The following is an 18,865-nucleotide window of genomic DNA, read 5'->3' as shown; positions in this document are numbered from 1 at the left end:
ATTAGTTATTCCCGCCTATTGGCTGGTCGAGTAGATTAGCGTCTATAACATTAGTACCACTTAATCCGCTGGCTGTAAAAATGATTCCACCTGTATTAAAACCTCCAGAACCTGCATTGGTCTTTGACGCACTTTTTGGAGAGATATAGACTGTATCCCCGAAATGAACAACACCACCGGTTACATTCACAATCTGAACTGGACCAATTATTGCTGGCATATAAAAACATCCTTCGCATAATTTAATCTTTCATTATCATATGCCTAATCACTAATCATTGTTCTTCCTCAGCATTCAACAGCTGCCTGATATGCTTGACTCTGGCTTCTAGTGAGATGTTTTCACTGTTTCCTACGTGCACGATGGCAGCCGATGACATAGTGATAATAGAAATCGTATTGACCTTAATGACTGGAAGTTTATTATGAGTGGATATTGTTATTTTTTCAGTAATTGGCAATAAAGGAATTGGTTCAGAAAACACTAGGTAGTTTGAAAAATTTCCTTCTTTACCATAAAACACATCAGCTTCCCTCTGAACCGCTAAGGCCCGTGAAAATCCATTAATAGTACGGGAATCACCAAGCTGGATGGTAGAGGCAAAGGAAGCTGAGTTTACTTTAACGGTGTTTACGACAGAAGTTCTCTCAAGCATATGCTAAGCCTCCCTAAAAAAGTGGCACAAATGGCCCTATTATGAGTGATTCAGGGGGTGTGTCGAAAGTTGATGCCAATTGAATGCTTTGAGTGTCGCCAACCATTACAAGTGAAGAACTTGCAACGCCTAGAATTCTAATCACATCTACATGAAGTTCCCGATTATATACTTCAAAGTTCATTTTGTGTATTCATCCCTTTCACGTTCTCTGGCAAATGATTAATAAATATTAAAATGCCTTTTCTGATTTCTTGTTTGAGTAATTCAATAATGCTTTCCTCTGTACTTTGTCCGCCTTCACGTTTATTGGCTGAAGTAATTTGTACATGGTAATCAATCCTAGATGGAAGCTGTTTTATGATATCTTGTCTGATAAAATCTAAATAGGAATCATCTAACTGAACATTTAATTGGTTTTGGATTTCCTTAAATAGGGTTGGGAGTTCGTTTTCTAAATATTGGTATATAGATTCTTCTATTTTCATAGATCTTTGCATTTGTTCCTTAGGATGGATAGGTGTCTTTAAGGATTGATTTTGTACAGCAAAATCTTCAATATTTGCCAAATCAGATGGATTTAAACCAATATTTAATGTTCCGTCAAGAGTTTCAACCTTCAATTGATCAAATTTATATTCGATTCTTTCAACCTGAATGTTAGGCTTATCCTTTAATTGCTTCAATTGCTCCTGTAGTTTCTGAATGGTCTGTTCCAGAGCAGCAATTCTATTTTCTTGTATCTGTAAAGTTGTTTGGACCCATTGAAGAAGTTGTGAATAATCCTGATACATACCATCACCTCACTGTGTTTCTTCTTCTCGCCCAGCGCCAGCCAAAGGTACTGCAACACTAGATTGCACGCTTGTTGTTTGAGTGCTTCCTGCCTTTGGAGCTGGCTTTGTAAAACCTCCTGTATTATGCAAATAGGAGGCAGGTTTAATAATCCCGGCACTGCCAATTTGCAGGACGGAGGAATTTGTAACACTGTTAATTTTAATAAAATTTATTTGAATAGATTGCTGAATATAAAAATTCATGTAAAAACCACCCATTCTTATGCATTAAGGAAGATTCCTTGATCTACACCATCTGAATCGTTTGTGTTTGTATTACTTAAATTGTTATTATGAACCATTAAACTCTCACCCGTATTAAAGGACCCAGCACCGGAAAAAGTTTTTGCAGATGAAAATGGCATGATTTTATAGACATCTCCGATATGAAAAACGGAACTGCTGCCAAGTGAAATGACTTGAGCAACTCCTACAATCGCTGGCATCAACAACACCCTTTACGTTTTTTTCTTCTAATATCCTATGTATGGGTTGGTGTAATGTGATTCAATCGCCCAAATAAAGTTAAGGCTAATCTTAGGTGGTTGGGAAAATTATAGAATTAGGCAAAATTACCTATTCGTTTTTAAAAAATGATATAATAGTAGGATGTAAGATAAGGCAAAAGGACTTATGATAGATTTAAGAGATCAGTCGGAAAAGTAAAAACACTGATTCTCGATAAAGGCAAAACTGATGAAAATCAGTGACGCAAAGCTAAAGGGGCTAAGGTGCTTTTGCACTACGCCAGCCAGTTACCGAAAGAACAGGGTGTTTTTCGTAGATAACAGCATTGTAAACATAGGTCTTTCTATGTACATTGTTGTACTTCATTTGTTAACCCCCCTTTCGGTAAAGGCGGGGTTATTTTTACTTTCGTTTCATCGACTCCTGCCTAACCGTTCATATCTTCTTTATGTTTTGTGAGCAAATTGGTTTTCGAAAAAACAAAAACAAGGTGGGTGTAAAGTATGGGGCTGTTACAAATCCAGCAAAATAATGAACTACCAGGTGTAAATCACAAGTTGTACAAGTCAGCTAGGATGGCTATTAGAAAGAATACATGGAAACCTCTTGAGCTGCAGGATTTAATTCATAACGGGACCATGTCAAAAGAAATGGCGCTATTCCTCTGTACATGTGTCAAAGCTAGGTTAAATATTGTAGTAAGCGGAGGAACAGGAGCAGGCAAAACAACCCTTGTCAAGGCCCTTTCCACTTTTATTCCAAAAGAGGAAAGGAATCTTATTGGAGATGTTCGTGGTGATGATGTACGAGAAATATTTCGAAAAGGAAATAAAGAACTAAATGGTTTCCTTGCGACAGGACATTCCAGCAGTCCAAGTAATATGATTGACCGTTTGGAAATCATTGCTTATCTTGAAGGGATAAATTTCCCTATCAAAGCAATTAGGGAAAAAATTGCTGGAACAATTGATATCATTGTCCACCTCTCACGTACAAATGGCGGGAAAAGGAAAATTACGAAAATCACAGAGGTACAAGGAATCACAGGGGATAAGATTGTGCTAAGAGATATTTTTACCGTAAATCCTCTTGAAGGTTCATATTATTAGTATCCCGCTTTTTTTTAGGATTTTCGGAGCGCCTATGGTATGATAGTGTTGCTATAAGCAATGCATACATAGGAGGAAAATTAAATGATTCATGGTCACGTTACAGCTTGGGTTTTAGCCCTCATATTATTTATTGTCGCTATATTTTTACTGAAAAACGGAAAAGAAAAGGGCGCTAAAATTGTTCGAATGATTTTACGTGTGCTTTACTTGCTAATTATTGCAACAGGTGTTGGACTATTGTTCATGCTTTCCAATATTGATTTGTTGTATATACTAAAAGCGGTAGTAGGGATATGGATAATTGGTTTATTTGAAATGATCCTTAGCAAGGTAGCACAAAATAGAAAGACTTCTGTTTTATGGATACAATTTGTTATCGCCTTCTTACTTGTATTGTATTTAGGTTTTGATAAACTGCCAATGTCGATTTTTCACGTATAATATAGAATGTCAGTAAGAGCTGCCCGAGATTATCGGCAGCTTTTTTTAGCTCAAAAATAGATGACAGGAGTTCCAAATAGTTTTACTATTTAATTAAGGGGAGAGGAGTGTTTGAGATGTTAGTAAGAGTATTTGCTAATCTCCGGCAAATTTGTGGCGGAGTCGGGGTTGAGGTTAAGCCGGAAGGTCGACGGGTTATTGATGTACTTGAAAGAATGGTTGAAATGTTTCCAGATTTGAAGGATGAAATATTTACTCCTGAAAAAGAGCTGCTTCCATTTGTTCATGTCTTTATTAACGGAAGAAATATTATTCATTTGGATGGTCTTGAGACCACGGTCAAAGAAACTGACCAATTTGCACTATTTCCTCCTGTAGCAGGTGGCTAAAATGCTGCAACAGGAATTAGAGTTTCGTGGAATAAATCTGAAGCACTTAGGAATGTATTTTGAAGAATTAGGCGGTAAACAAATTACATATCAGTTTCCTTACATATTTAAATCTGACGACGACTGGTATGGAGAAATAGTAGGGGAAGAGGAGCTTTCAATCACGTCTACTTTTAAAGTGAATCGTGTCTATATCAGATTTTATGCCTCAGATGATTTGACGCTTCAACAACTAATCAAAAATTACCGGGTGAAAACAAGAAGGATTGGCGGATAGTTAATTTTCGAAACAAAAGGCTTCTGCAAAACATGCAGAAGCCTTCGGAAATTCATTACACTAATTGATTTTCTGGATCAATAATTTCTAGCTCACGAAGCTTTTCTTCGGTAACTTTTCCAGCCTGCCAACCGCGGACTTGGTAGTACTCTTTTAACATGATATCCATACGGCTGACCTCACCTGCACTATTACCGGAAGCAGGTTCTTCAGTGAATCTTTTTGGCAGATAGTCATCTTCTTCTTTATCGAAACCAGCGAGGTTATTGTAATAACGCTCAAGATTATAGATTCTTTCTCCAGCCTTCATTACATCATCTGCTGTCATCGGAATTCCCGTCATCGCACTATATTGCTCTGCATAATGCTCGGCGTTTTCAGAGAAGGATGAAAACTTGCATATATTCATAGAATCAGAGAATGCAAGCATATCTTGGAATACTTTTAATAACTCACCTTTTCCTTCTGGCTTAAGGCGATCTGTTGGCTCAGGAATACCCGCAATTTCACTGGCTACAGTATAGCCGCGTAAATGGCAGGCTCCGCGGTTACTAGTTGCATAACCGAGACCAATACCTTGTATGCCACGTGGGTCATATGCAGGAATGGATTGTCCCTTTACAGACATAGAAAGTTCTGGTGCTCCCCATAAAGCTGTTGCTTTTGCAGGACCTTCAGCGAGGATGCCCCCAAAGCCTTCACGGAATGCAATTTTCTTAGTTAAATCAATCATAGAATCTGCATCGCCCCAGATAAGCTCTTCCGTAATCAAGCCTTTTTCATAGGCTTCCATTGTTACGGAGAAGCAATGACCTAGTTCAATGGTATCAAGACCGTACTCATTACAGCGGTCAATCAGATAAGATATGGCCTCAGCATCGCTTAATAAACAGTTAGATCCAAGTGACCAAGCAGATTCAAACTCTATACTTTCAACTCTAGTTTTATATTTTCCATCCTTCACTTCAACTTCGATTTTGCAGCCTACAGGGCAGGCGTGACAGGTATTATTTTTAACAAGTAAATGCTCATTGACATATTCACCACTGTGCTTTTCAGCCTCATCCCAATGAGTGAACTGGGAGTTCTTTGTTGGAAGGGCTCCAACCTCATTGATAATGTTGGTTAATACGTTTGTACCGTAAACGGAAAGACCACCTTTATTTGGTGCTGTTAATCCGCCGTCAAGAATAGCCTTTACTGCCTTTTTGTTCGCCTCTTTGTACTCAGTTTCTAACTTAGGCTGCGGCATGTTTCCTTTTTGAGATGCTTTAATTACAACCGCTTTCAATTTTTTATAGCCTGCAACAGCAGCTGTTCCGCCGCGTCCAGCTGCACGGTCATGCTCGTTAATAAAGGACGCAAACTTAACCGTGTTTTCACCAGCCTGACCAATCGTCATCACACTAAGGTCTTGTTCGCCATACCTTGCTTGCATTGTTTTAACGGTTTCTCTTGTTCCTTTGCCCCATAAGTCAGATGCATCACGCAGTTCCGCTTTACCATCTTCAATATAAAGGTAAACAGGCTTGTCACTTTTACCTGTAAGGATGATATTATCAACCCCCGCCCACTTTAAGCGTGCTGCGGTCCATCCTCCCATATGAGAATCTGTAACAGTTCCTGTTAACGGAGACTTAGTTACAACACAAAGACGTCCACTCATGGATGAACGTGATCCGGTTACAGGACCAGTCATAATACAAAGCATGTTTTCAGGAGATAGCGGCTCTACTTCAGGTCCATTATCGAGTACATATTTAACGCCTAGACCACGGCCGCCGATGTACTTTTTTGCATCCTCTTCGTTAATAGGTCTGTAATTAATTGTACCTGCTGTTAAATCAACTACAACTTCTTTGTTTAAAAAACCACCTAAATTCAATTGCTTTCCCTCTCTTTCATTAATAAATTGAAGCTAATCTCCCATTTATATTAAAAAATAATAATAGGATATTCCTCTCAAAATTAATAAATAAACCCATTTCTATTATACAATTAATTTTGTATATTTAATATTTAAAATTTTCCGAAATTCAATTAAAATTAACGTAGATTATGGGGCTCGTTAAAATGTACTACTAATCTAGAAAAGAGGATTATACATGACTGATTTAGGGAGATACTCAAGGCAGATTCTTTTTTCAGGAATAGGGGAAGAGGGACAGTTTAAATTGCTGCAAGGGAAAGTAGCTATTGTTGGTGTGGGAGCATTGGGGACCGTATGTGGCAATCATTTGGTCCGATCTGGTGTGGGATACATAAGATTAATTGATAGAGATGTAGTTGACCTTTCCAATCTGCAACGACAATCACTTTTTAATGAGGAAGATGTAAGTGAAAATCTTCCAAAGGCAGTTGCTGCACAAAAGAGACTGAACTCAATCAATTCTACGGTAACAATTGATGCCGTTATTTCAGATTTAAATCTTGATAATGCGGAGGAATTATTAGCAGGGGTTGATGTTATCATTGATGGTACTGATAATTTTATGACTCGCTACTTAATCAATGATGTAGCCGTTAAGTATGGAATTCCCTGGGTTCATGGAGCGGCAGTCAGCTCTAGAGGAATGTTTGCGGTCATTAAACCTGGAATAACCCCGTGCTATCGCTGTCTATTTCCACAAGTACCAGCTGGCAGGGGTGAAACTTGTGACACGATTGGTGTTCTGTCACCAATTACAGATATTATTGGGTCCTTTCAAGCAATGGAAGCAATTAAATTACTGGTAGGGGCAACGACGAATACCAACCTTGAGCAAATAGACATTTGGGATACTTCCTTTTTTTCAATGGATACAAGTGAGGGGAAAAACCCACATTGTCCTACATGTGTAAACCGTCAGTTTGACTTTCTCGATCGCTTGTCTTCCGTTCAGGAAACCTACAGTTCTCTATGTGGAAGAGAGACCGTGCAAATATACTTTAGAGAAAAGCGAGAACGTGACTTACATAAGCTTGGTGAGCAACTAAAACAAAATGGACAAGTTACCGGAAACCAATTTTTACTTCGTTTTTCTCCAGATGATGGAACCTCCATCGTCGTATTCAAGGATGGTCGGGTACTGGTCCATGGCACAAATGACATCGTAAAAGCAAAATCCCTTTACTCAAAATATATAGGAAACTAAAAAGAAAGAGGTGTGTTTTTTCTTATATTCGAAATACACACCTTTCAATCTTAAGATATCATCTTTTCAATAACCAATCGTTTACCCGTATTTAAGGTAAATTCAAAGCGGTCATTTACCTTTTCGAAATAACAAAAATGGTGCTGAACATTACAAATTTGCTCCTGGTTATCGAAGACAATAAAGTTTACCCCATCTCTTTGTTTATCATCGGATAAGAAAGATAAATGATTATAACAATAGATACAATCGTATATAGAAAAATCTAAAGAATTTAATGTCGTGACAAATTGAAAAAAGGCGTCATCATTCATTCCCTCTAAAAGTCTTTCCAATGAGTAAATTATATGCTTTCGGATTCTAACCTTGTCATGGTCACGAAGCATAATAAATTCATTTCCGCTTCGGATCTTTCCAGATTCAATTAAGATCCCTTTCCTCCAACGATTCGCACGAAATATTTCAATCTCTTGCTGAAGATAGTCATCCAGCATCGCTGCTTCTTCGGTTTCTTCATCAAAAAAGATCCATTGATCACTGATTTGTTCAACTGCTCCTTCATTATAGGCCCTCAGTTGAAAATCTAATAGTTTAATTCTTTGTTGTCGATTCATGTTTAACCTCCGTGCCTAATGCTTTCTTTTTCTTTGTAGACATCTTTGTGAGATTTTATAACTTGTTTATCTTTAATTTGGACAATTTACCAAATAAATTGGGCTGAATAGAATAACAGCATGTAATGATATCCAGTCTCAGTTACTGGAGGGAGGAGAGTTTTATGTGCGGAGTTTCAGGATGGGTTGATTTTACTAGGGACCTAAGAAATCAAAAAGATACGATTGAAAAAATGACAAAAACTCTTGCCAAAAGAGGACCAGATGAAACGAACCTCTGGGTTCAAACACATGCAGGATTTGGTCATAAGCGCCTTATCGTGGTTGATCCTGAAGGCGGAAGACAGCCAATGATAAAACAAAAGGAAGGTAAAGAGTACACTATTTGTTATAACGGTGAACTATATAATACCGAAGATATCCGCAAAATTCTCCTTACTAAAGGATATTCTTTCAAAGGTCATTCTGATACAGAAGTTCTGTTAACTGCCTATATAGAATGGGCGGAAGAGTGCGTAAATTATTTAAACGGTATCTATGCCTTTGCAATCTGGGATCAAGAGAGAGAACAATTGTTTATTGGTCGTGACCGATTGGGAGTTAAACCATTGTTTTATACGGAATTAAACAATGGGATAGTATTTGCTTCGGAAATCAAGGCTATCCTTGCGAACCCTGGAATGAAAACAGAACTGGAATACGAAGGGCTTGCCGAAATTTTCGGTTTAGGACCTTCGAGGACCCCTGGGTCGGGGATTTTTAAAGGCATTAAGGAGCTGCGGCCGGCACACGCGATGACTTTTTCAAAAAACGGCCTAAAGACTTGGCGCTACTGGAATGTTAAGAGCGATTTGCATAATGATAATATCGAAGAAACGGCTGAAAAAGTGCGCTATTTGGTAACAGACGCTGTGACAAGACAGCTTGTATCAGATGTACCGCTATCCACCTTCCTATCAGGCGGGCTTGATTCAAGTATTATTACGGCTATTGCTGCACAAGGATTTAAAGACCAAGGAAAAGGCCGGCTTCATACGTATTCGATTGACTATGAAGGAAACGATCAATTTTTCAAAGCAAATGAATTCCAGCCAAATGCGGATGAGAAGTGGATTAACATTGTAACTAATGAGTTTAATACAAAGCACCATTTTAAAACCATTTCTCAGCAGCAATTAGTGAAAGACTTAACAGAAGCGGTTCATGTACGCGATTGTCCCGGTATGGCTGACATTGATTCTTCTTTACTTTGGTTTTGTAAGGAAATAAAACAGGATTTTGTTGTTAGTCTTTCTGGAGAATGTGCGGATGAGATTTTTGGAGGCTATCCATGGTTTCATCGTAAGGAAGATTTAGAGAGACCTAGTTTCCCTTGGATGCGTTCCGTAAATGAAAGAAATAATTTGTTAAGAGCCGATTGGCAGCAAAAATTGAATTTAAAGGATTATGTGATAGAAAAATACAATCAAGCCATCCAGGAAACGCCTAGATTGGATGGTGAGAGCCCAGAGGAAGCAAAACGGAGAGAGCTTTTCTATATTAATATGACACATTTTATGACAACACTCCTTGACCGAAAAGATCGAATGAGCATGGGAGCAAGTCTTGAGGTCAGAGTCCCATTTGCAGACCACCGTCTTGTAGAATACGTCTGGAATATCCCATGGGATATAAAAATGGTTCATGGCAGAGAAAAGGGGATTTTAAGAAAAGCGTTTGAAGGAATTCTTCCAGAGGAAGTACTTTATCGAAAGAAAAGTCCTTATCCAAAAACCCATAATCCAGAATATACTTTAGCGGTTCAGCAGCAATTGAGGGAGATATTAGCTGATAAGTCCACGGTACTTTACGAACTATTCAATCGTGATTTGCTCAATCAACTGGTTGAATCTGGTGGTAATTCTTTCAAAGAGCCATGGTTTGGTCAGTTAATGTCAGGTCCGCAGCTATTAGCTTACTTTATTCAACTTGATATTTGGTTTAGAGATTACAATATTAATATAGTAAATGGATAGACATTAATAGTTGGATTCACACCTTTATTAGATTAAAATGAGTGTATGGAAGGGGATTGAACATGAAAAAAACCTTAATTACACTTATTTTAATCTTTTTTTTCGTTATAACATCATTGCCGGCACATGCAGAAACGGAGAAAGAAGACCGAAGCTGGCAGGATGAAACCATTTATTCTATCATGGTTGATCGTTTCTTTAATGCGAATACAAACAATGATAAGGAAGTTAATACACTAGATCCGTTTGCTTATAATGGCGGTGATTTTCAGGGAGTAATGGATAAGTTGGATTATCTAAAAGATATGGGTTTCACTGCCATCCGACTAACATCGATATTTGATAATACTGCCGGTGGATACCATGGCTATTGGGTGAACGACTTTTATAAACCTGATGAACATTTTGGCTCCATGAAAACGTTTAATAGACTAGTACAAGAAGCACATAAACGAGATATGAAGGTGGTTATTGATTTTGTAACCAATAATGTCTCACCAGAACACCCATGGGTGATCGATTCATCCAAGCGAGATTGGTTCCACGAGAAGCAGGAAATTAGCAACTTGGAAGATCAGAATGAAATCGAAAATGGCTGGGTGAACGGTTTGCCTGATCTTAATCAGGACAACCCTGAGGTAAAGGCTTACTTGTTAGATGCAGCTAAGTGGTGGATTAACAAAACCGATATCGACGCTTATAGCCTTCCAGAAGTAAATCATGTACCATTGTCCTTTTGGAGTGATTTTTCAAAAGAAGTCAAAAGTGAAAAGAAAAACTTTTTTCTGTTAGGGATTAACTCTCCAAACAGTGCAGTAAACCTTGAAAAATATGAAGCTGCAGGAATTGACAGCCTTACTGATTATCAACACAGTGAAGATTTAAGAAGTGTTTTCGCTGCTACTAATCAAACCTTTGGTCTTTTAAAGGAAGTTAAGGTTCAAAACCCAGAATTGCAGCCGCAATTTTTTGACAACGAAAATACCTCTAGGTTTACACAAGATATTGTTACAAATAAACATTTTCCAGGGGCACGCTGGAAAACGGCATTAACGTATATTTACTCAACTCCGGGTATTCCAGTTGTTTTTTATGGAAGTGAAATTGCATTAAATGGGGGAGAAATACCAGATAATCGCCAGCCAATGAATTTTCGGACAGAAAAGGAACTCATTGACTATATAACCAAACTTGGTGAGTTGAGGAATCAACTTCCTTCGTTAACCCGTGGAAGTATGGAAATGCTTTATGAAAAAAATGGTATGGCGGTTTACAAACGTGTCTACCAAGATGAAACAGCCATTATCGCCATAAATAATACGAGTGAATCTCAAAACATTACCTTAAACAATGAGCAAATTGAAGGTGATAAAGAATTACGAGGATTACTAAACGGAGATTTGGTAAGGAGCAGTGAAAATCAATATGACCTTATCATTGACCGTGATGAGTCAGAAATATATGTGTTAACGGAAAAAAGCGGTATCAATCTGCCTTTAGTCGGCTCCCTAGTCGCTGTGTACATCTTGTTCATGATTTTCATCTTAAAAATAAGGAAGAGAAGAAGGTAAAAAGTCAGTGCGATACTCCATTCGAGTATCGCACTTTCCTTTATGCTCTATCCATTTACGATTTCTCCACCGTTGACATGGAGGATTTGTCCGCTTACATAAGTTGAATCAATAGAAGCGAGGTATACGTAGCTTGGGCCAAGTTCAAATGGCTGACCCGCTCTGCCCAGTGGTGTATTTGAACCAAAGCTTGCGACTTGATCTTCATTAAACGTTGAGGGAATCAGCGGCGTCCAAATGGGACCTGGTGCGACGCCATTTACCCTTATCCCTTGTGGGGCAAGCGATTTTGCCAGAGAACGTGTAAAGGTCACGATGGCACCTTTTGTTGCAGAGTAATCTAATAATTGCTCATTGCCGGCATACGCAGTGACAGATGCTGTATTGATAATAGTACCACCTTGTTTTAGGTGTGGCAGAACTGCTTTAGACATATAAAAATAGGAGAAAATATTGGTCCGAAACGTTTTTTCAAGCTGCGCGGAGGTAATATCTAACAGACTTTTCTGCGGGTGCTGCTCTGCGGCATTGTTGACCAAAATATCAATTTTTCCAAATTGATCCATCATTTTCCTAACGGTTTCCTTGCAAAATTCCTCATTGCCTGCGTCACCGGAAAAAAGCAGACATCTGCGGCCTTCTGCTTCAACGAGTCCTTTTGTTTCTTCTGCATCCTGATGCTCATCCAAATAGACAATCGCGACATCAGCACCCTCTTTGGCAAAATAAATGGCAACAGATTTACCAATGCCGCTATCCCCGCCGGTAATGATTGCTGATTTTCCTGTTAATTTACCAGCACTTTTATAGTTTTGATCAACTGAAATCGGACGTGGATTCATTTCACTCTCAATACCTGGCTGATGATTTTGATGCTGTGGTGGAAAAGTCTTTTTTTGTTGTTGTTTATTAGACATTCATTTTACCTCCAAGTTTATTTACCATGTTAGTTTGAGGAAAATGAACGAAAATATTAGAAAATAAAATAGGTGAAAGGAAATTTTTCCTTTCACCTTAAAATGCATGATTAACGATAGTTAATAAATTGAACATCGACACTAAGATCAGCTTCGCGAACCAGTGAAATAATCTTTTGTAAATCATCACGGTTTTTACCGCTAACCCTGACCTGATCGTCTTGAATTTGGCTTTTTACCTTTAGACCGCTATTTTTAATAATTGTGTTAATTTTCTTAGCATTTTCTTTATCGATGCCTTGAACCAGCTTTGCTCGTTGGCGAACAGTCCCGCCAGAGGCCTTTTCCATTTTTCCGTAATCGAGATTCTTAACAGGAACACCTCTTTTGATTAATCTGCCAATCAAGACATCTTTTAATTGGTCCATCTTAAATTCATCATCAGAAACTAGAACAAGCTCTTCTTTATCCAGAGTAACCTCACTTTTGCTGCCCTTAAAATCATAACGGGTTTTAATTTCCTTCATAGTTGCCGTAATCGCATTTGTGACTTCAGTAAATTCTACTTTGGATACAATATCAAAAGATTCATCTTTGGCCATATTAATAATACCTCCAGTATAGTTTTAATAAAGGTATTTAGTATTCAACACACTGCTAAAGTTTCCCTTTATGGGTACATTATAGTAAAATATAGCAGTTCAAACAACCCTATGTAAACGATAGGAAAGAAAAGGTGAGTTAACATGTCTCTACAAGAACTAATAGGTCAAACCGTTACTTTAACGGTAGCTCGAAAAGCAGAATTTGGGTATTTTTTAACTGATGGAAATGAAGATGTTTTGTTGCATATAAATGAGGCGGACCGAGAATATGAAGAAGATGAATCCGTCGAGGTGTTTCTTTATGTTGATTCCGAAGGCAGAACATCTGCTTCTACAACTATACCTGAGGTGGCAATTGGCAAATATGCTTGGCTTAAAGTAGTAGATTCCAACCCTAATGTTGGGGTATTTTTAGATATTGGGATTAAGAAGGATTTATTATTAGGGATTGATGATCTTCCTGTACATAAGTCCGTTTGGCCTAAGGAAGGTGATATGGTTTATGTTACCTTAAGGGTAAATAACAATTACCTTTTATATGCAAAGCTTGCAACTGACCCGGTCATAGAATCGATTTCAACCAAAGCCACTAGGAAGGATTTTAATAAGAATATCCAGGGACATATCTACCGAACAGCGAAGGTAGGCAGCTGGATCTATACGATTGAGGGCTTTAAAGGATTCATACACGAGAGCCAAAGACAAATAGAGCCTCGTTTGGGACAAAAGGTAGAAGGGCGAATTATTGACGTCAAGGAAGATGGGACAGTAAATGTTTCTTTGCTCGCTAGAAAACAGGAATCACAGGACGTTGAAGCTGAACGAATTTTTGAGTATTTAATGAGTAGAAACGGAGCAATGCCTTTTAATGACAAAAGCATGCCAGAGGATATTCAAGAACGCTTCCAGTTAAGTAAGGGTGCTTTTAAGCGGGCACTTGGAAAACTTATGAAAGAAGGCAGGGTTTATCAAGAAGGCAGCTGGACATATCTAAAGAAAGATTAACTTTTTTCTACATACTCTTTTTTAAAATGACAACACTATGGTTGAAAGCATTTTGAAGGGGGTATGATTATGCCACATACATCAGATAATGATAAAAAAGCACAAGATAACAATGCACTTAGACATGAGAAAAATATGATGAGAGAAAAAAATCGTCAAGCTGGTAAGAACCAATACTCGAAAAAAACAGATCATAAATAAAAATAAGCGGGGAATTTCTCCCGCTTATTTTTATTATGATGGCAGTTTGTTTAAAAAGAAAATCGAAATGGTACCTGGACCTGTATGCGCACCAACTGCAGAACCGATAGAACTGATATATACCTCTTTTGGATTCAGTTCCCCTTCAATCAACGCTTTTACTTCCAAGGCGGTTTCTATTGTATCCGCGTGGCTTATTCCAACGATTTGATCCTTAAAGTTGTCACCGCGTTCTTTCATTATTTCAATTATGCGACGATAAACTTTCTTTTTTCCTCGAATTTTTTCAATTGGGACAAGTTTCCCTTCCTCTACATTCAAAATAGGCTTTATGTTTAGCAATCCACCCAAAAAAGCTGAAGCTTTTGATACACGACCGCCTTTGGCTAAATAATCTAAATCCTCTACTGTAAACAAATGCTCCATATGCTGACTTCGGAATAACACATCTTTAAGTATTTCTTCCTTTGACACGTTTTCTGCAGCAAGCCTTGCTGCTTCTTTGACCACAAGGCCAAATCCAAGTGAGGCACACTTCGTATCCACAATAGTTAAATTAAAGTTTGGATATTTTTCCTTTACTTGGTCAAGAATCATAACAGATGTCTGATATGTACCAGATAATGCTGAAGAAAAAGCAATATATATTCCATCTTCATTATTTTCAGCCATTTTAGTAAAGACTTCCTCAAATAACAAAGGAGAAACTTGAGAGGTTTTAGGAACATCGCCGCCGCGTATGGCGTCATAAACAGTTTTAGGATCTATCGTCTTAACATCCTCATATTCTTGCCCATTAACCTGTACCTTTAGTGGGAATAATGTGACGTTTTGTTCAGAGTAAAAATCTTTTGGTAAATCGCATGCGCTGTCTGCTAGTATTTTTACCGGCATAAAGCTCACCTGCTTTCAAGCAAATATAGTTAGTTTCAGTTTATCGGTTTCGCTTCAAAAATACAATTATCAGCTTAGAGATAATACCTTGAAAATTGAAGGAGATGGTGCATTTGTTATGGCAACAAACAAAAAAAATAATCATTGTTACTGTAGGTGCATTTCTAAATGCCTTAGCAATTAATTTATTTTTAATTCCAGCAAATGTTTATTCTAGTGGTTTTACTGGAGTGGCACAATTATTATCAAAAGTATTAAGTGAACAAACGCCATTAAATATGTCAATGGGATTCTTATTGTTGATGTTAAATATTCCCGTAGCGATCCTAGGATGGTTGAAGGTGGGAAGGTCATTCACCATTTATAGTTTTTTAAGTGTGGCTTTATCCTCACTTTTTTTAGAATTAATTCCAATTACACAAGTGTCAAAAGATATTCTCCTTAATTCAGTATTTGGGGGTGTAATTTTAGCTGTAGGTGTCGGGCTTACTCTAAAATGGGGGGCTTCGACAGGCGGAGTGGATATTATTGCGATGGTTTTATCAAGGATGAAAGATAAACCGATTGGCAGCTATATGTTTGTTATGAATGCTGTTATCATCATTACCGCTGGCTTTTTGTATGGATGGGAAAAAGCCCTTTATACCATTGTATCTTTGTACGCTTCGACAAGAGTAGTCGACGCCATCCATACTAGGCATGCAAAGCTAACTGCGATGATTATTACTAAAAAAGCTGATGAACTTAAGAAAGCCATTCATTCACAATTAGTTAGAGGAATTACAATGATTCCTGCAAAAGGTGCTTTCTCAAATGAATCTAGAGACATGCTGATGATTGTTATAACCCGTTATGAATTATATGATTTGGAACGAATCCTTGCAGAGGTTGATCCTAATGCATTTACAAACATCATCCAAACAACTGGAATTTATGGATTTTTTAGGCGAGAATAGGAGGGTGTGAAGGATGAGAATTATTTTAAGTGTGATTTTGTTTCTTTTTTCCTTTAGTTTTAGAGGAGAGGCAAGTTTTGGTGAGCAATTTCAGTTTTCAGTAATTCCTGTTGTCGGAAATGAGAAAGTGGCATTTGAGCTTCTTATCGAAAATAATGAGGAATCCCCTATGCATTTGGAGTTTCCTAGCTCACAATATTATGAAATTACTGTAACAGACCAAACTGGGCAGGAAGTATATCGATATTCAAAAGGACGCTTCTTCTTACAGGCATTGCAAACCATTCGGATTGACCCTCATCAAACCTATCGAAAAGTGGAGAATTGGGATTACAAATTAAATGGAAAAAGAGTTCCTGCAGGACAATATACAGTTACTGCCACTCTTTTACCAAGAAAATTAAATGATAAGCCGTTAAGCAACAAACAAACCATAGTCAGCAAAAAGAAGTTTACTCTTCCGTAATAGAAAAGCTGGCACGTATCTGTAACGTGCCAGCTTTTCACATTATTTTAGTTGATCAAGCTCATTTTGCATTTCTTGGAGCTGACTTTGTTCTGCGAAGGTTGAATTAGCATATGCTGAACTCAATGCGTTCTTTGCCTTCGAAATCACAGAATCGCGATCAGCAGGGCCGGCAGACTTCGCCATCTCAACAAATCTTCTTGCTTCTTGGAACAACTGGTTTCCCATCGTTATATTCCTCCAAGCGAGGATTCACGCACATTGGACATTTTCTGGGCTTCCGCTTCAGCGTAGGTCATGTGGTAAGGAATACGTTCATCGTGCTTACTGACAGTATCCACTCCTTGCTGGACAAAGCGTTTTGATTTGTTTCGTTTACCCATTGCAATCCCTCCAATTTGGTGAGCTTGGTGTAAGCAGGTAAACTGCCTCACAAAAATAGTATGCTCAAATCAGAGTATTTCATTTAGGTAAACAATGGTGGCCCACTATTAATATTTTAAGTTTAACAAATCTGACAAATATATCCCGATTCCGTCTTCCTCATTGGTCAAGGTCACTTCGTTTGCAATCGTTTTGACTTTATCAATTGCATTTCCCATCGCAATCCCGCGGCCAGCATATTCCAGCATTTCTAAATCATTATCTTCGTCACCAAAAGCAATAATTCTTTCTGCGGGTATGTTGAAGTATTCAGAGGCCTTTTTTAGACCAACAGCCTTGCTGATACCGGTTTTAATAATTTCAATGACATGCCAAGGCGCTGCCCAGCTGCGATGGTCAATCACTTCCGCATGAACGTCAGACAAATGCTTACGTATATTCTTTAATTCTTCTTCCTCTGTATGAATTAACAAACTAGTAGGTGAATCATTTAAGTAATTTCGTAAATCCCCCGTTGTCACGTTTGGATTGCCCATGCTGAAAATATCTAACAGCTTTTCATCATGATAGTGGAAATAAACATCATCAATCACTTCGGCAATAATATTGTAAAACTGGAAGGATCGGCACGCTTCCACAATCTCTTTTGCCACTTTTACGTCGAGAGGGTCATGAAAAAATCCCCAGCTGGCATCAAGAGGATGATGCATGAAGGCACCATTAAAGTTAACAATAGGTGTGTCTAACCCAAGCTCGTGATAATAGGGTTCACTTGAACGATACGGTCTGCCTGTCGCAATCATGACCACATGTCCTTCTTCTCTCGCTTTACTTAAAACCTTTTTTGTTTTCTCAGAAATGGTTTTATCATCTTTTAATAAAGTTCCGTCTAAGTCCAGTGCAATTAAATGTTTTTCTGCCATATTGACTCCTTTTTTAATCGTTTTCTAAACCATAAGTCTAAGCTTTAGATAAATGGTTAACGAAATGATACACTACAACTATGGATTTTCTTTTCTGGTGGAAAGTCATACCATTATAACTACTATGTTAACAATTTTATACCGTACCTGTAAAAAAATTCACTTCATAAGTATTTGCTTTCAGATATAATTATTTTACCCAGGAGGATTTACCTACGTGATTATCGTTGAAAAAAATTTTCTGAATAATAATCCCTTCCTACATATAGTAAAGAAAAGTGGACAACAAGAGAGACTTCCGTTTATTATTTTTACGCATGGTTTTACTAGTGCTAAGGAAAATAATCTTCATTACGCTTATTTATTAGCAGAAAAGGGCTTTCGAGTTATCCTTCCTGAGGCCATTTACCATGGCGAAAGGGAACAAGGTTTAACCGAAAGAGATCTATACGGGCATTTTTGGGAAATTGTCATTAAGACAATCCATGAATTAAACAGTTATAAGGAATACTATGTAGAAGAAGGATTAGCAGATCCTGAAAAAATTGGACTTGCTGGGACCTCTATGGGTGGTATTGTGACCTTGGGCGCCTTGACCAAATATAAATGGGTCAAAGCTGCAGTCAGCTTGATGGGGATGCCAGCATATGAAGAATATCTATATTGGCAATTAGCACAAATGAAAAATCTTGGTGTAAGCCTATCTTTTTCTGATGAGCAAATTCAAGAGCAATTATCAGTTATACGACAATATGATTTAAGTCTGCAGCAAAATAAGCTTGAAAATAGACCATTGTTATTTTGGCATGGAAAAAAGGATCCAATTGTTCCTTTTGAGTTAACATATCGTTTTTATCAATCTGTAAAGGGAAACTATCATACGAACCCTGGCAATATTCACTTCATTACAGATGAACATGCTGACCATAAGGTGAGCAGAGAAGGATTAAAAGCAATGGTTGAATGGTTTGAGAAACATTTACTACAATAAGTATTAGGAG

General features: G+C 37.9%; 26 protein-coding genes and 1 riboswitch. Of the genes, 12 read left to right on the top strand and 14 right to left on the bottom strand.

Features of this window, described 5'->3' with window-relative positions:
- Position 1 precedes the first annotated feature (1 nt).
- From QFZ31_RS14360 to QFZ31_RS14335, 6 genes are read right to left on the bottom strand one after another with little or no spacing between them, the layout of a single operon-like run.
- Complete coding sequence (locus QFZ31_RS14360; protein ID WP_307303777.1) at positions 2-220, bottom strand: spore germination protein; 219 nt, start codon at positions 218-220, stop codon at positions 2-4.
- Positions 221-275: 55 nt separating this feature from the next.
- Entirely contained in the window at positions 276-656 is a 381-nt protein-coding gene (locus QFZ31_RS14355; RefSeq protein WP_307303775.1) for a spore germination protein GerPE, read from the bottom strand.
- 13 nt (positions 657-669) lie between these two features.
- On the bottom strand, positions 670-840 hold the full coding sequence (locus QFZ31_RS14350; RefSeq protein ID WP_307303774.1) for a spore gernimation protein GerPD: 171 nt from the start codon (positions 838-840) through the stop codon (positions 670-672).
- Positions 830-1,450, bottom strand: a complete 621-nt coding sequence (gerPC, locus tag QFZ31_RS14345; protein ID WP_307303772.1) for a spore germination protein GerPC — start codon at positions 1,448-1,450, stop codon at positions 830-832. Before gerPC ends, QFZ31_RS14350 begins: the two co-directional genes overlap by 11 nt.
- 9 nt (positions 1,451-1,459) lie before the next feature.
- On the bottom strand, positions 1,460-1,696 hold the full coding sequence (locus tag QFZ31_RS14340; protein ID WP_307303770.1) for a spore germination protein GerPB: 237 nt from the start codon (positions 1,694-1,696) through the stop codon (positions 1,460-1,462).
- 17 nt (positions 1,697-1,713) lie between these two features.
- Positions 1,714-1,938 carry a spore germination protein gene (locus QFZ31_RS14335; protein ID WP_179597771.1) on the bottom strand — a complete coding sequence of 75 codons (225 nt, stop codon included), beginning with the start codon at positions 1,936-1,938 and terminating at the stop codon, positions 1,714-1,716.
- A 230-nt stretch (positions 1,939-2,168) separates the two neighbouring features.
- Positions 2,169-2,255, top strand: a riboswitch (cyclic di-GMP riboswitch).
- A gap of 208 nt (positions 2,256-2,463) precedes the next feature.
- Here QFZ31_RS14335 and QFZ31_RS14330 point away from each other — a divergent pair.
- From QFZ31_RS14330 to QFZ31_RS14315, 4 genes are all read left to right on the top strand, one after another.
- Positions 2,464-3,069 carry an ATPase, T2SS/T4P/T4SS family gene (locus QFZ31_RS14330; protein WP_307303767.1) on the top strand — a complete coding sequence of 202 codons (606 nt, stop codon included), beginning with the start codon at positions 2,464-2,466 and terminating at the stop codon, positions 3,067-3,069.
- A gap of 84 nt (positions 3,070-3,153) precedes the next feature.
- Complete coding sequence (locus tag QFZ31_RS14325; protein WP_307303765.1) at positions 3,154-3,513, top strand: YisL family protein; 360 nt, start codon at positions 3,154-3,156, stop codon at positions 3,511-3,513.
- A 116-nt stretch (positions 3,514-3,629) separates the two neighbouring features.
- Positions 3,630-3,902, top strand: a complete 273-nt coding sequence (locus QFZ31_RS14320; RefSeq protein ID WP_307303764.1) for a ubiquitin-like small modifier protein 1 — start codon at positions 3,630-3,632, stop codon at positions 3,900-3,902.
- Position 3,903: 1 nt separating this feature from the next.
- Entirely contained in the window at positions 3,904-4,179 is a 276-nt protein-coding gene (locus tag QFZ31_RS14315) for a hypothetical protein (protein WP_307303763.1), read from the top strand.
- Positions 4,180-4,234: 55 nt separating this feature from the next.
- On the opposite strand, the gene QFZ31_RS14310 is transcribed toward QFZ31_RS14315, so the two are convergent.
- Positions 4,235-6,064 (bottom strand): aldehyde ferredoxin oxidoreductase family protein, encoded by a 1,830-nt coding sequence (locus QFZ31_RS14310; protein WP_307303761.1) that lies wholly within the window; start codon positions 6,062-6,064, stop codon positions 4,235-4,237.
- Between the two features lie 220 nt (positions 6,065-6,284).
- Here QFZ31_RS14310 and QFZ31_RS14305 point away from each other — a divergent pair, with 220 nt between their 5' ends.
- Positions 6,285-7,313: a ThiF family adenylyltransferase gene (locus tag QFZ31_RS14305; protein ID WP_307303759.1), complete on the top strand. Its 1,029-nt coding sequence runs from the start codon at positions 6,285-6,287 to the stop codon at positions 7,311-7,313.
- Between the two features lie 50 nt (positions 7,314-7,363).
- Here the strand turns inward: QFZ31_RS14305 and QFZ31_RS14300 are convergent, their stop codons facing one another.
- A complete protein-coding gene (locus tag QFZ31_RS14300) occupies positions 7,364-7,927 on the bottom strand; it encodes a DUF2777 domain-containing protein (protein ID WP_307303757.1) in 564 nt (187 codons plus the stop codon).
- A gap of 164 nt (positions 7,928-8,091) precedes the next feature.
- Here QFZ31_RS14300 and asnB point away from each other — a divergent pair, with 164 nt between their 5' ends.
- Positions 8,092-9,942 (top strand): asparagine synthase (glutamine-hydrolyzing), encoded by a 1,851-nt coding sequence (asnB, locus tag QFZ31_RS14295; RefSeq protein WP_307303756.1) that lies wholly within the window; start codon positions 8,092-8,094, stop codon positions 9,940-9,942.
- A 62-nt stretch (positions 9,943-10,004) separates the two neighbouring features.
- The gene (locus QFZ31_RS14290) at positions 10,005-11,513 is read left to right on the top strand and encodes an alpha-amylase family glycosyl hydrolase (protein ID WP_307303755.1); all 1,509 of its coding nucleotides are present in this window, start codon (positions 10,005-10,007) and stop codon (positions 11,511-11,513) included.
- A 47-nt stretch (positions 11,514-11,560) separates the two neighbouring features.
- Here the strand turns inward: QFZ31_RS14290 and QFZ31_RS14285 are convergent, their stop codons facing one another.
- Complete coding sequence (locus QFZ31_RS14285) at positions 11,561-12,430, bottom strand: SDR family oxidoreductase (RefSeq protein ID WP_307303754.1); 870 nt, start codon at positions 12,428-12,430, stop codon at positions 11,561-11,563.
- A 110-nt stretch (positions 12,431-12,540) separates the two neighbouring features.
- Positions 12,541-13,032 carry a YajQ family cyclic di-GMP-binding protein gene (locus QFZ31_RS14280; RefSeq protein WP_307303752.1) on the bottom strand — a complete coding sequence of 164 codons (492 nt, stop codon included), beginning with the start codon at positions 13,030-13,032 and terminating at the stop codon, positions 12,541-12,543.
- Between the two features lie 144 nt (positions 13,033-13,176).
- Between QFZ31_RS14280 and QFZ31_RS14275 the strand changes: the two genes are divergently transcribed.
- Together QFZ31_RS14275 and QFZ31_RS14270 are read left to right on the top strand one after the other, a co-directional pair.
- The gene (locus tag QFZ31_RS14275; RefSeq protein ID WP_307303750.1) at positions 13,177-14,040 is read left to right on the top strand and encodes a S1 RNA-binding domain-containing protein; all 864 of its coding nucleotides are present in this window, start codon (positions 13,177-13,179) and stop codon (positions 14,038-14,040) included.
- A 69-nt stretch (positions 14,041-14,109) separates the two neighbouring features.
- A complete protein-coding gene (locus tag QFZ31_RS14270; protein WP_081810752.1) occupies positions 14,110-14,241 on the top strand; it encodes a DUF3941 domain-containing protein in 132 nt (43 codons plus the stop codon).
- 33 nt (positions 14,242-14,274) lie between these two features.
- Here QFZ31_RS14270 and QFZ31_RS14265 read toward each other — a convergent pair whose 3' ends face one another.
- Positions 14,275-15,135, bottom strand: coding sequence for a DegV family protein (locus QFZ31_RS14265; protein WP_307303748.1), 861 nt, complete (start codon positions 15,133-15,135; stop codon positions 14,275-14,277).
- 113 nt (positions 15,136-15,248) lie between these two features.
- On the opposite strand from QFZ31_RS14265, the gene QFZ31_RS14260 reads away from it, so the two are divergent.
- On the top strand, positions 15,249-16,091 hold the full coding sequence (locus tag QFZ31_RS14260; protein WP_373459849.1) for a YitT family protein: 843 nt from the start codon (positions 15,249-15,251) through the stop codon (positions 16,089-16,091).
- Between the two features lie 13 nt (positions 16,092-16,104).
- Positions 16,105-16,557, top strand: a complete 453-nt coding sequence (locus QFZ31_RS14255) for a BsuPI-related putative proteinase inhibitor (RefSeq protein ID WP_307303747.1) — start codon at positions 16,105-16,107, stop codon at positions 16,555-16,557.
- A gap of 42 nt (positions 16,558-16,599) precedes the next feature.
- On the opposite strand, the gene QFZ31_RS14250 is transcribed toward QFZ31_RS14255, so the two are convergent.
- From QFZ31_RS14250 to QFZ31_RS14240, 3 genes are all read right to left on the bottom strand, one after another.
- Positions 16,600-16,785 carry a DUF3813 domain-containing protein gene (locus QFZ31_RS14250; RefSeq protein WP_179597739.1) on the bottom strand — a complete coding sequence of 62 codons (186 nt, stop codon included), beginning with the start codon at positions 16,783-16,785 and terminating at the stop codon, positions 16,600-16,602.
- 2 nt (positions 16,786-16,787) lie between these two features.
- On the bottom strand, positions 16,788-16,940 hold the full coding sequence (locus QFZ31_RS14245) for a hypothetical protein (RefSeq protein WP_179597737.1): 153 nt from the start codon (positions 16,938-16,940) through the stop codon (positions 16,788-16,790).
- Positions 16,941-17,048: 108 nt separating this feature from the next.
- On the bottom strand, positions 17,049-17,864 hold the full coding sequence (locus QFZ31_RS14240) for a Cof-type HAD-IIB family hydrolase (RefSeq protein ID WP_307303743.1): 816 nt from the start codon (positions 17,862-17,864) through the stop codon (positions 17,049-17,051).
- A gap of 217 nt (positions 17,865-18,081) precedes the next feature.
- On the opposite strand from QFZ31_RS14240, the gene QFZ31_RS14235 reads away from it, so the two are divergent.
- Positions 18,082-18,855 (top strand): prolyl oligopeptidase family serine peptidase, encoded by a 774-nt coding sequence (locus QFZ31_RS14235; protein WP_307303742.1) that lies wholly within the window; start codon positions 18,082-18,084, stop codon positions 18,853-18,855.
- Positions 18,856-18,865 lie beyond the last annotated feature (10 nt).

It is taken from the genome of Neobacillus niacini (assembly GCF_030817595.1).
Lineage (GTDB): Bacteria > Bacillota > Bacilli > Bacillales > Cytobacillaceae > Neobacillus > Neobacillus niacini_G.
This window is presented reverse-complemented; position numbering and strand designations above follow the sequence as displayed.

What these genes read in the sequence shown, in the direction of transcription:
- QFZ31_RS14360 (WP_307303777.1), bottom strand. Translation starts at nt 220, where the DNA reads ATGCCAGCAATAATTGGTCCAGTTCAGATTGTGAATGTAACCGGTGGT.
- QFZ31_RS14355 (WP_307303775.1), bottom strand. Translation starts at nt 656, where the DNA reads ATGCTTGAGAGAACTTCTGTCGTAAACACCGTTAAAGTAAACTCAGCT.
- QFZ31_RS14350 (WP_307303774.1), bottom strand. Translation starts at nt 840, where the DNA reads ATGAACTTTGAAGTATATAATCGGGAACTTCATGTAGATGTGATTAGA.
- gerPC (WP_307303772.1), bottom strand. Translation starts at nt 1,450, where the DNA reads ATGTATCAGGATTATTCACAACTTCTTCAATGGGTCCAAACAACTTTA.
- QFZ31_RS14340 (WP_307303770.1), bottom strand. Translation starts at nt 1,696, where the DNA reads ATGAATTTTTATATTCAGCAATCTATTCAAATAAATTTTATTAAAATT.
- QFZ31_RS14335 (WP_179597771.1), bottom strand. Translation starts at nt 1,938, where the DNA reads ATGCCAGCGATTGTAGGAGTTGCTCAAGTCATTTCACTTGGCAGCAGT.
- QFZ31_RS14330 (WP_307303767.1), top strand. Translation starts at nt 2,464, where the DNA reads ATGGGGCTGTTACAAATCCAGCAAAATAATGAACTACCAGGTGTAAAT.
- QFZ31_RS14325 (WP_307303765.1), top strand. Translation starts at nt 3,154, where the DNA reads ATGATTCATGGTCACGTTACAGCTTGGGTTTTAGCCCTCATATTATTT.
- QFZ31_RS14320 (WP_307303764.1), top strand. Translation starts at nt 3,630, where the DNA reads ATGTTAGTAAGAGTATTTGCTAATCTCCGGCAAATTTGTGGCGGAGTC.
- QFZ31_RS14315 (WP_307303763.1), top strand. Translation starts at nt 3,904, where the DNA reads ATGCTGCAACAGGAATTAGAGTTTCGTGGAATAAATCTGAAGCACTTA.
- QFZ31_RS14305 (WP_307303759.1), top strand. Translation starts at nt 6,285, where the DNA reads ATGACTGATTTAGGGAGATACTCAAGGCAGATTCTTTTTTCAGGAATA.
- QFZ31_RS14300 (WP_307303757.1), bottom strand. Translation starts at nt 7,927, where the DNA reads ATGAATCGACAACAAAGAATTAAACTATTAGATTTTCAACTGAGGGCC.
- asnB (WP_307303756.1), top strand. Translation starts at nt 8,092, where the DNA reads ATGTGCGGAGTTTCAGGATGGGTTGATTTTACTAGGGACCTAAGAAAT.
- QFZ31_RS14290 (WP_307303755.1), top strand. Translation starts at nt 10,005, where the DNA reads ATGAAAAAAACCTTAATTACACTTATTTTAATCTTTTTTTTCGTTATA.
- QFZ31_RS14285 (WP_307303754.1), bottom strand. Translation starts at nt 12,430, where the DNA reads ATGTCTAATAAACAACAACAAAAAAAGACTTTTCCACCACAGCATCAA.
- QFZ31_RS14280 (WP_307303752.1), bottom strand. Translation starts at nt 13,032, where the DNA reads ATGGCCAAAGATGAATCTTTTGATATTGTATCCAAAGTAGAATTTACT.
- QFZ31_RS14275 (WP_307303750.1), top strand. Translation starts at nt 13,177, where the DNA reads ATGTCTCTACAAGAACTAATAGGTCAAACCGTTACTTTAACGGTAGCT.
- QFZ31_RS14270 (WP_081810752.1), top strand. Translation starts at nt 14,110, where the DNA reads ATGCCACATACATCAGATAATGATAAAAAAGCACAAGATAACAATGCA.
- QFZ31_RS14265 (WP_307303748.1), bottom strand. Translation starts at nt 15,135, where the DNA reads ATGCCGGTAAAAATACTAGCAGACAGCGCATGCGATTTACCAAAAGAT.
- QFZ31_RS14255 (WP_307303747.1), top strand. Translation starts at nt 16,105, where the DNA reads ATGAGAATTATTTTAAGTGTGATTTTGTTTCTTTTTTCCTTTAGTTTT.
- QFZ31_RS14250 (WP_179597739.1), bottom strand. Translation starts at nt 16,785, where the DNA reads ATGGGAAACCAGTTGTTCCAAGAAGCAAGAAGATTTGTTGAGATGGCG.
- QFZ31_RS14245 (WP_179597737.1), bottom strand. Translation starts at nt 16,940, where the DNA reads ATGGGTAAACGAAACAAATCAAAACGCTTTGTCCAGCAAGGAGTGGAT.
- QFZ31_RS14240 (WP_307303743.1), bottom strand. Translation starts at nt 17,864, where the DNA reads ATGGCAGAAAAACATTTAATTGCACTGGACTTAGACGGAACTTTATTA.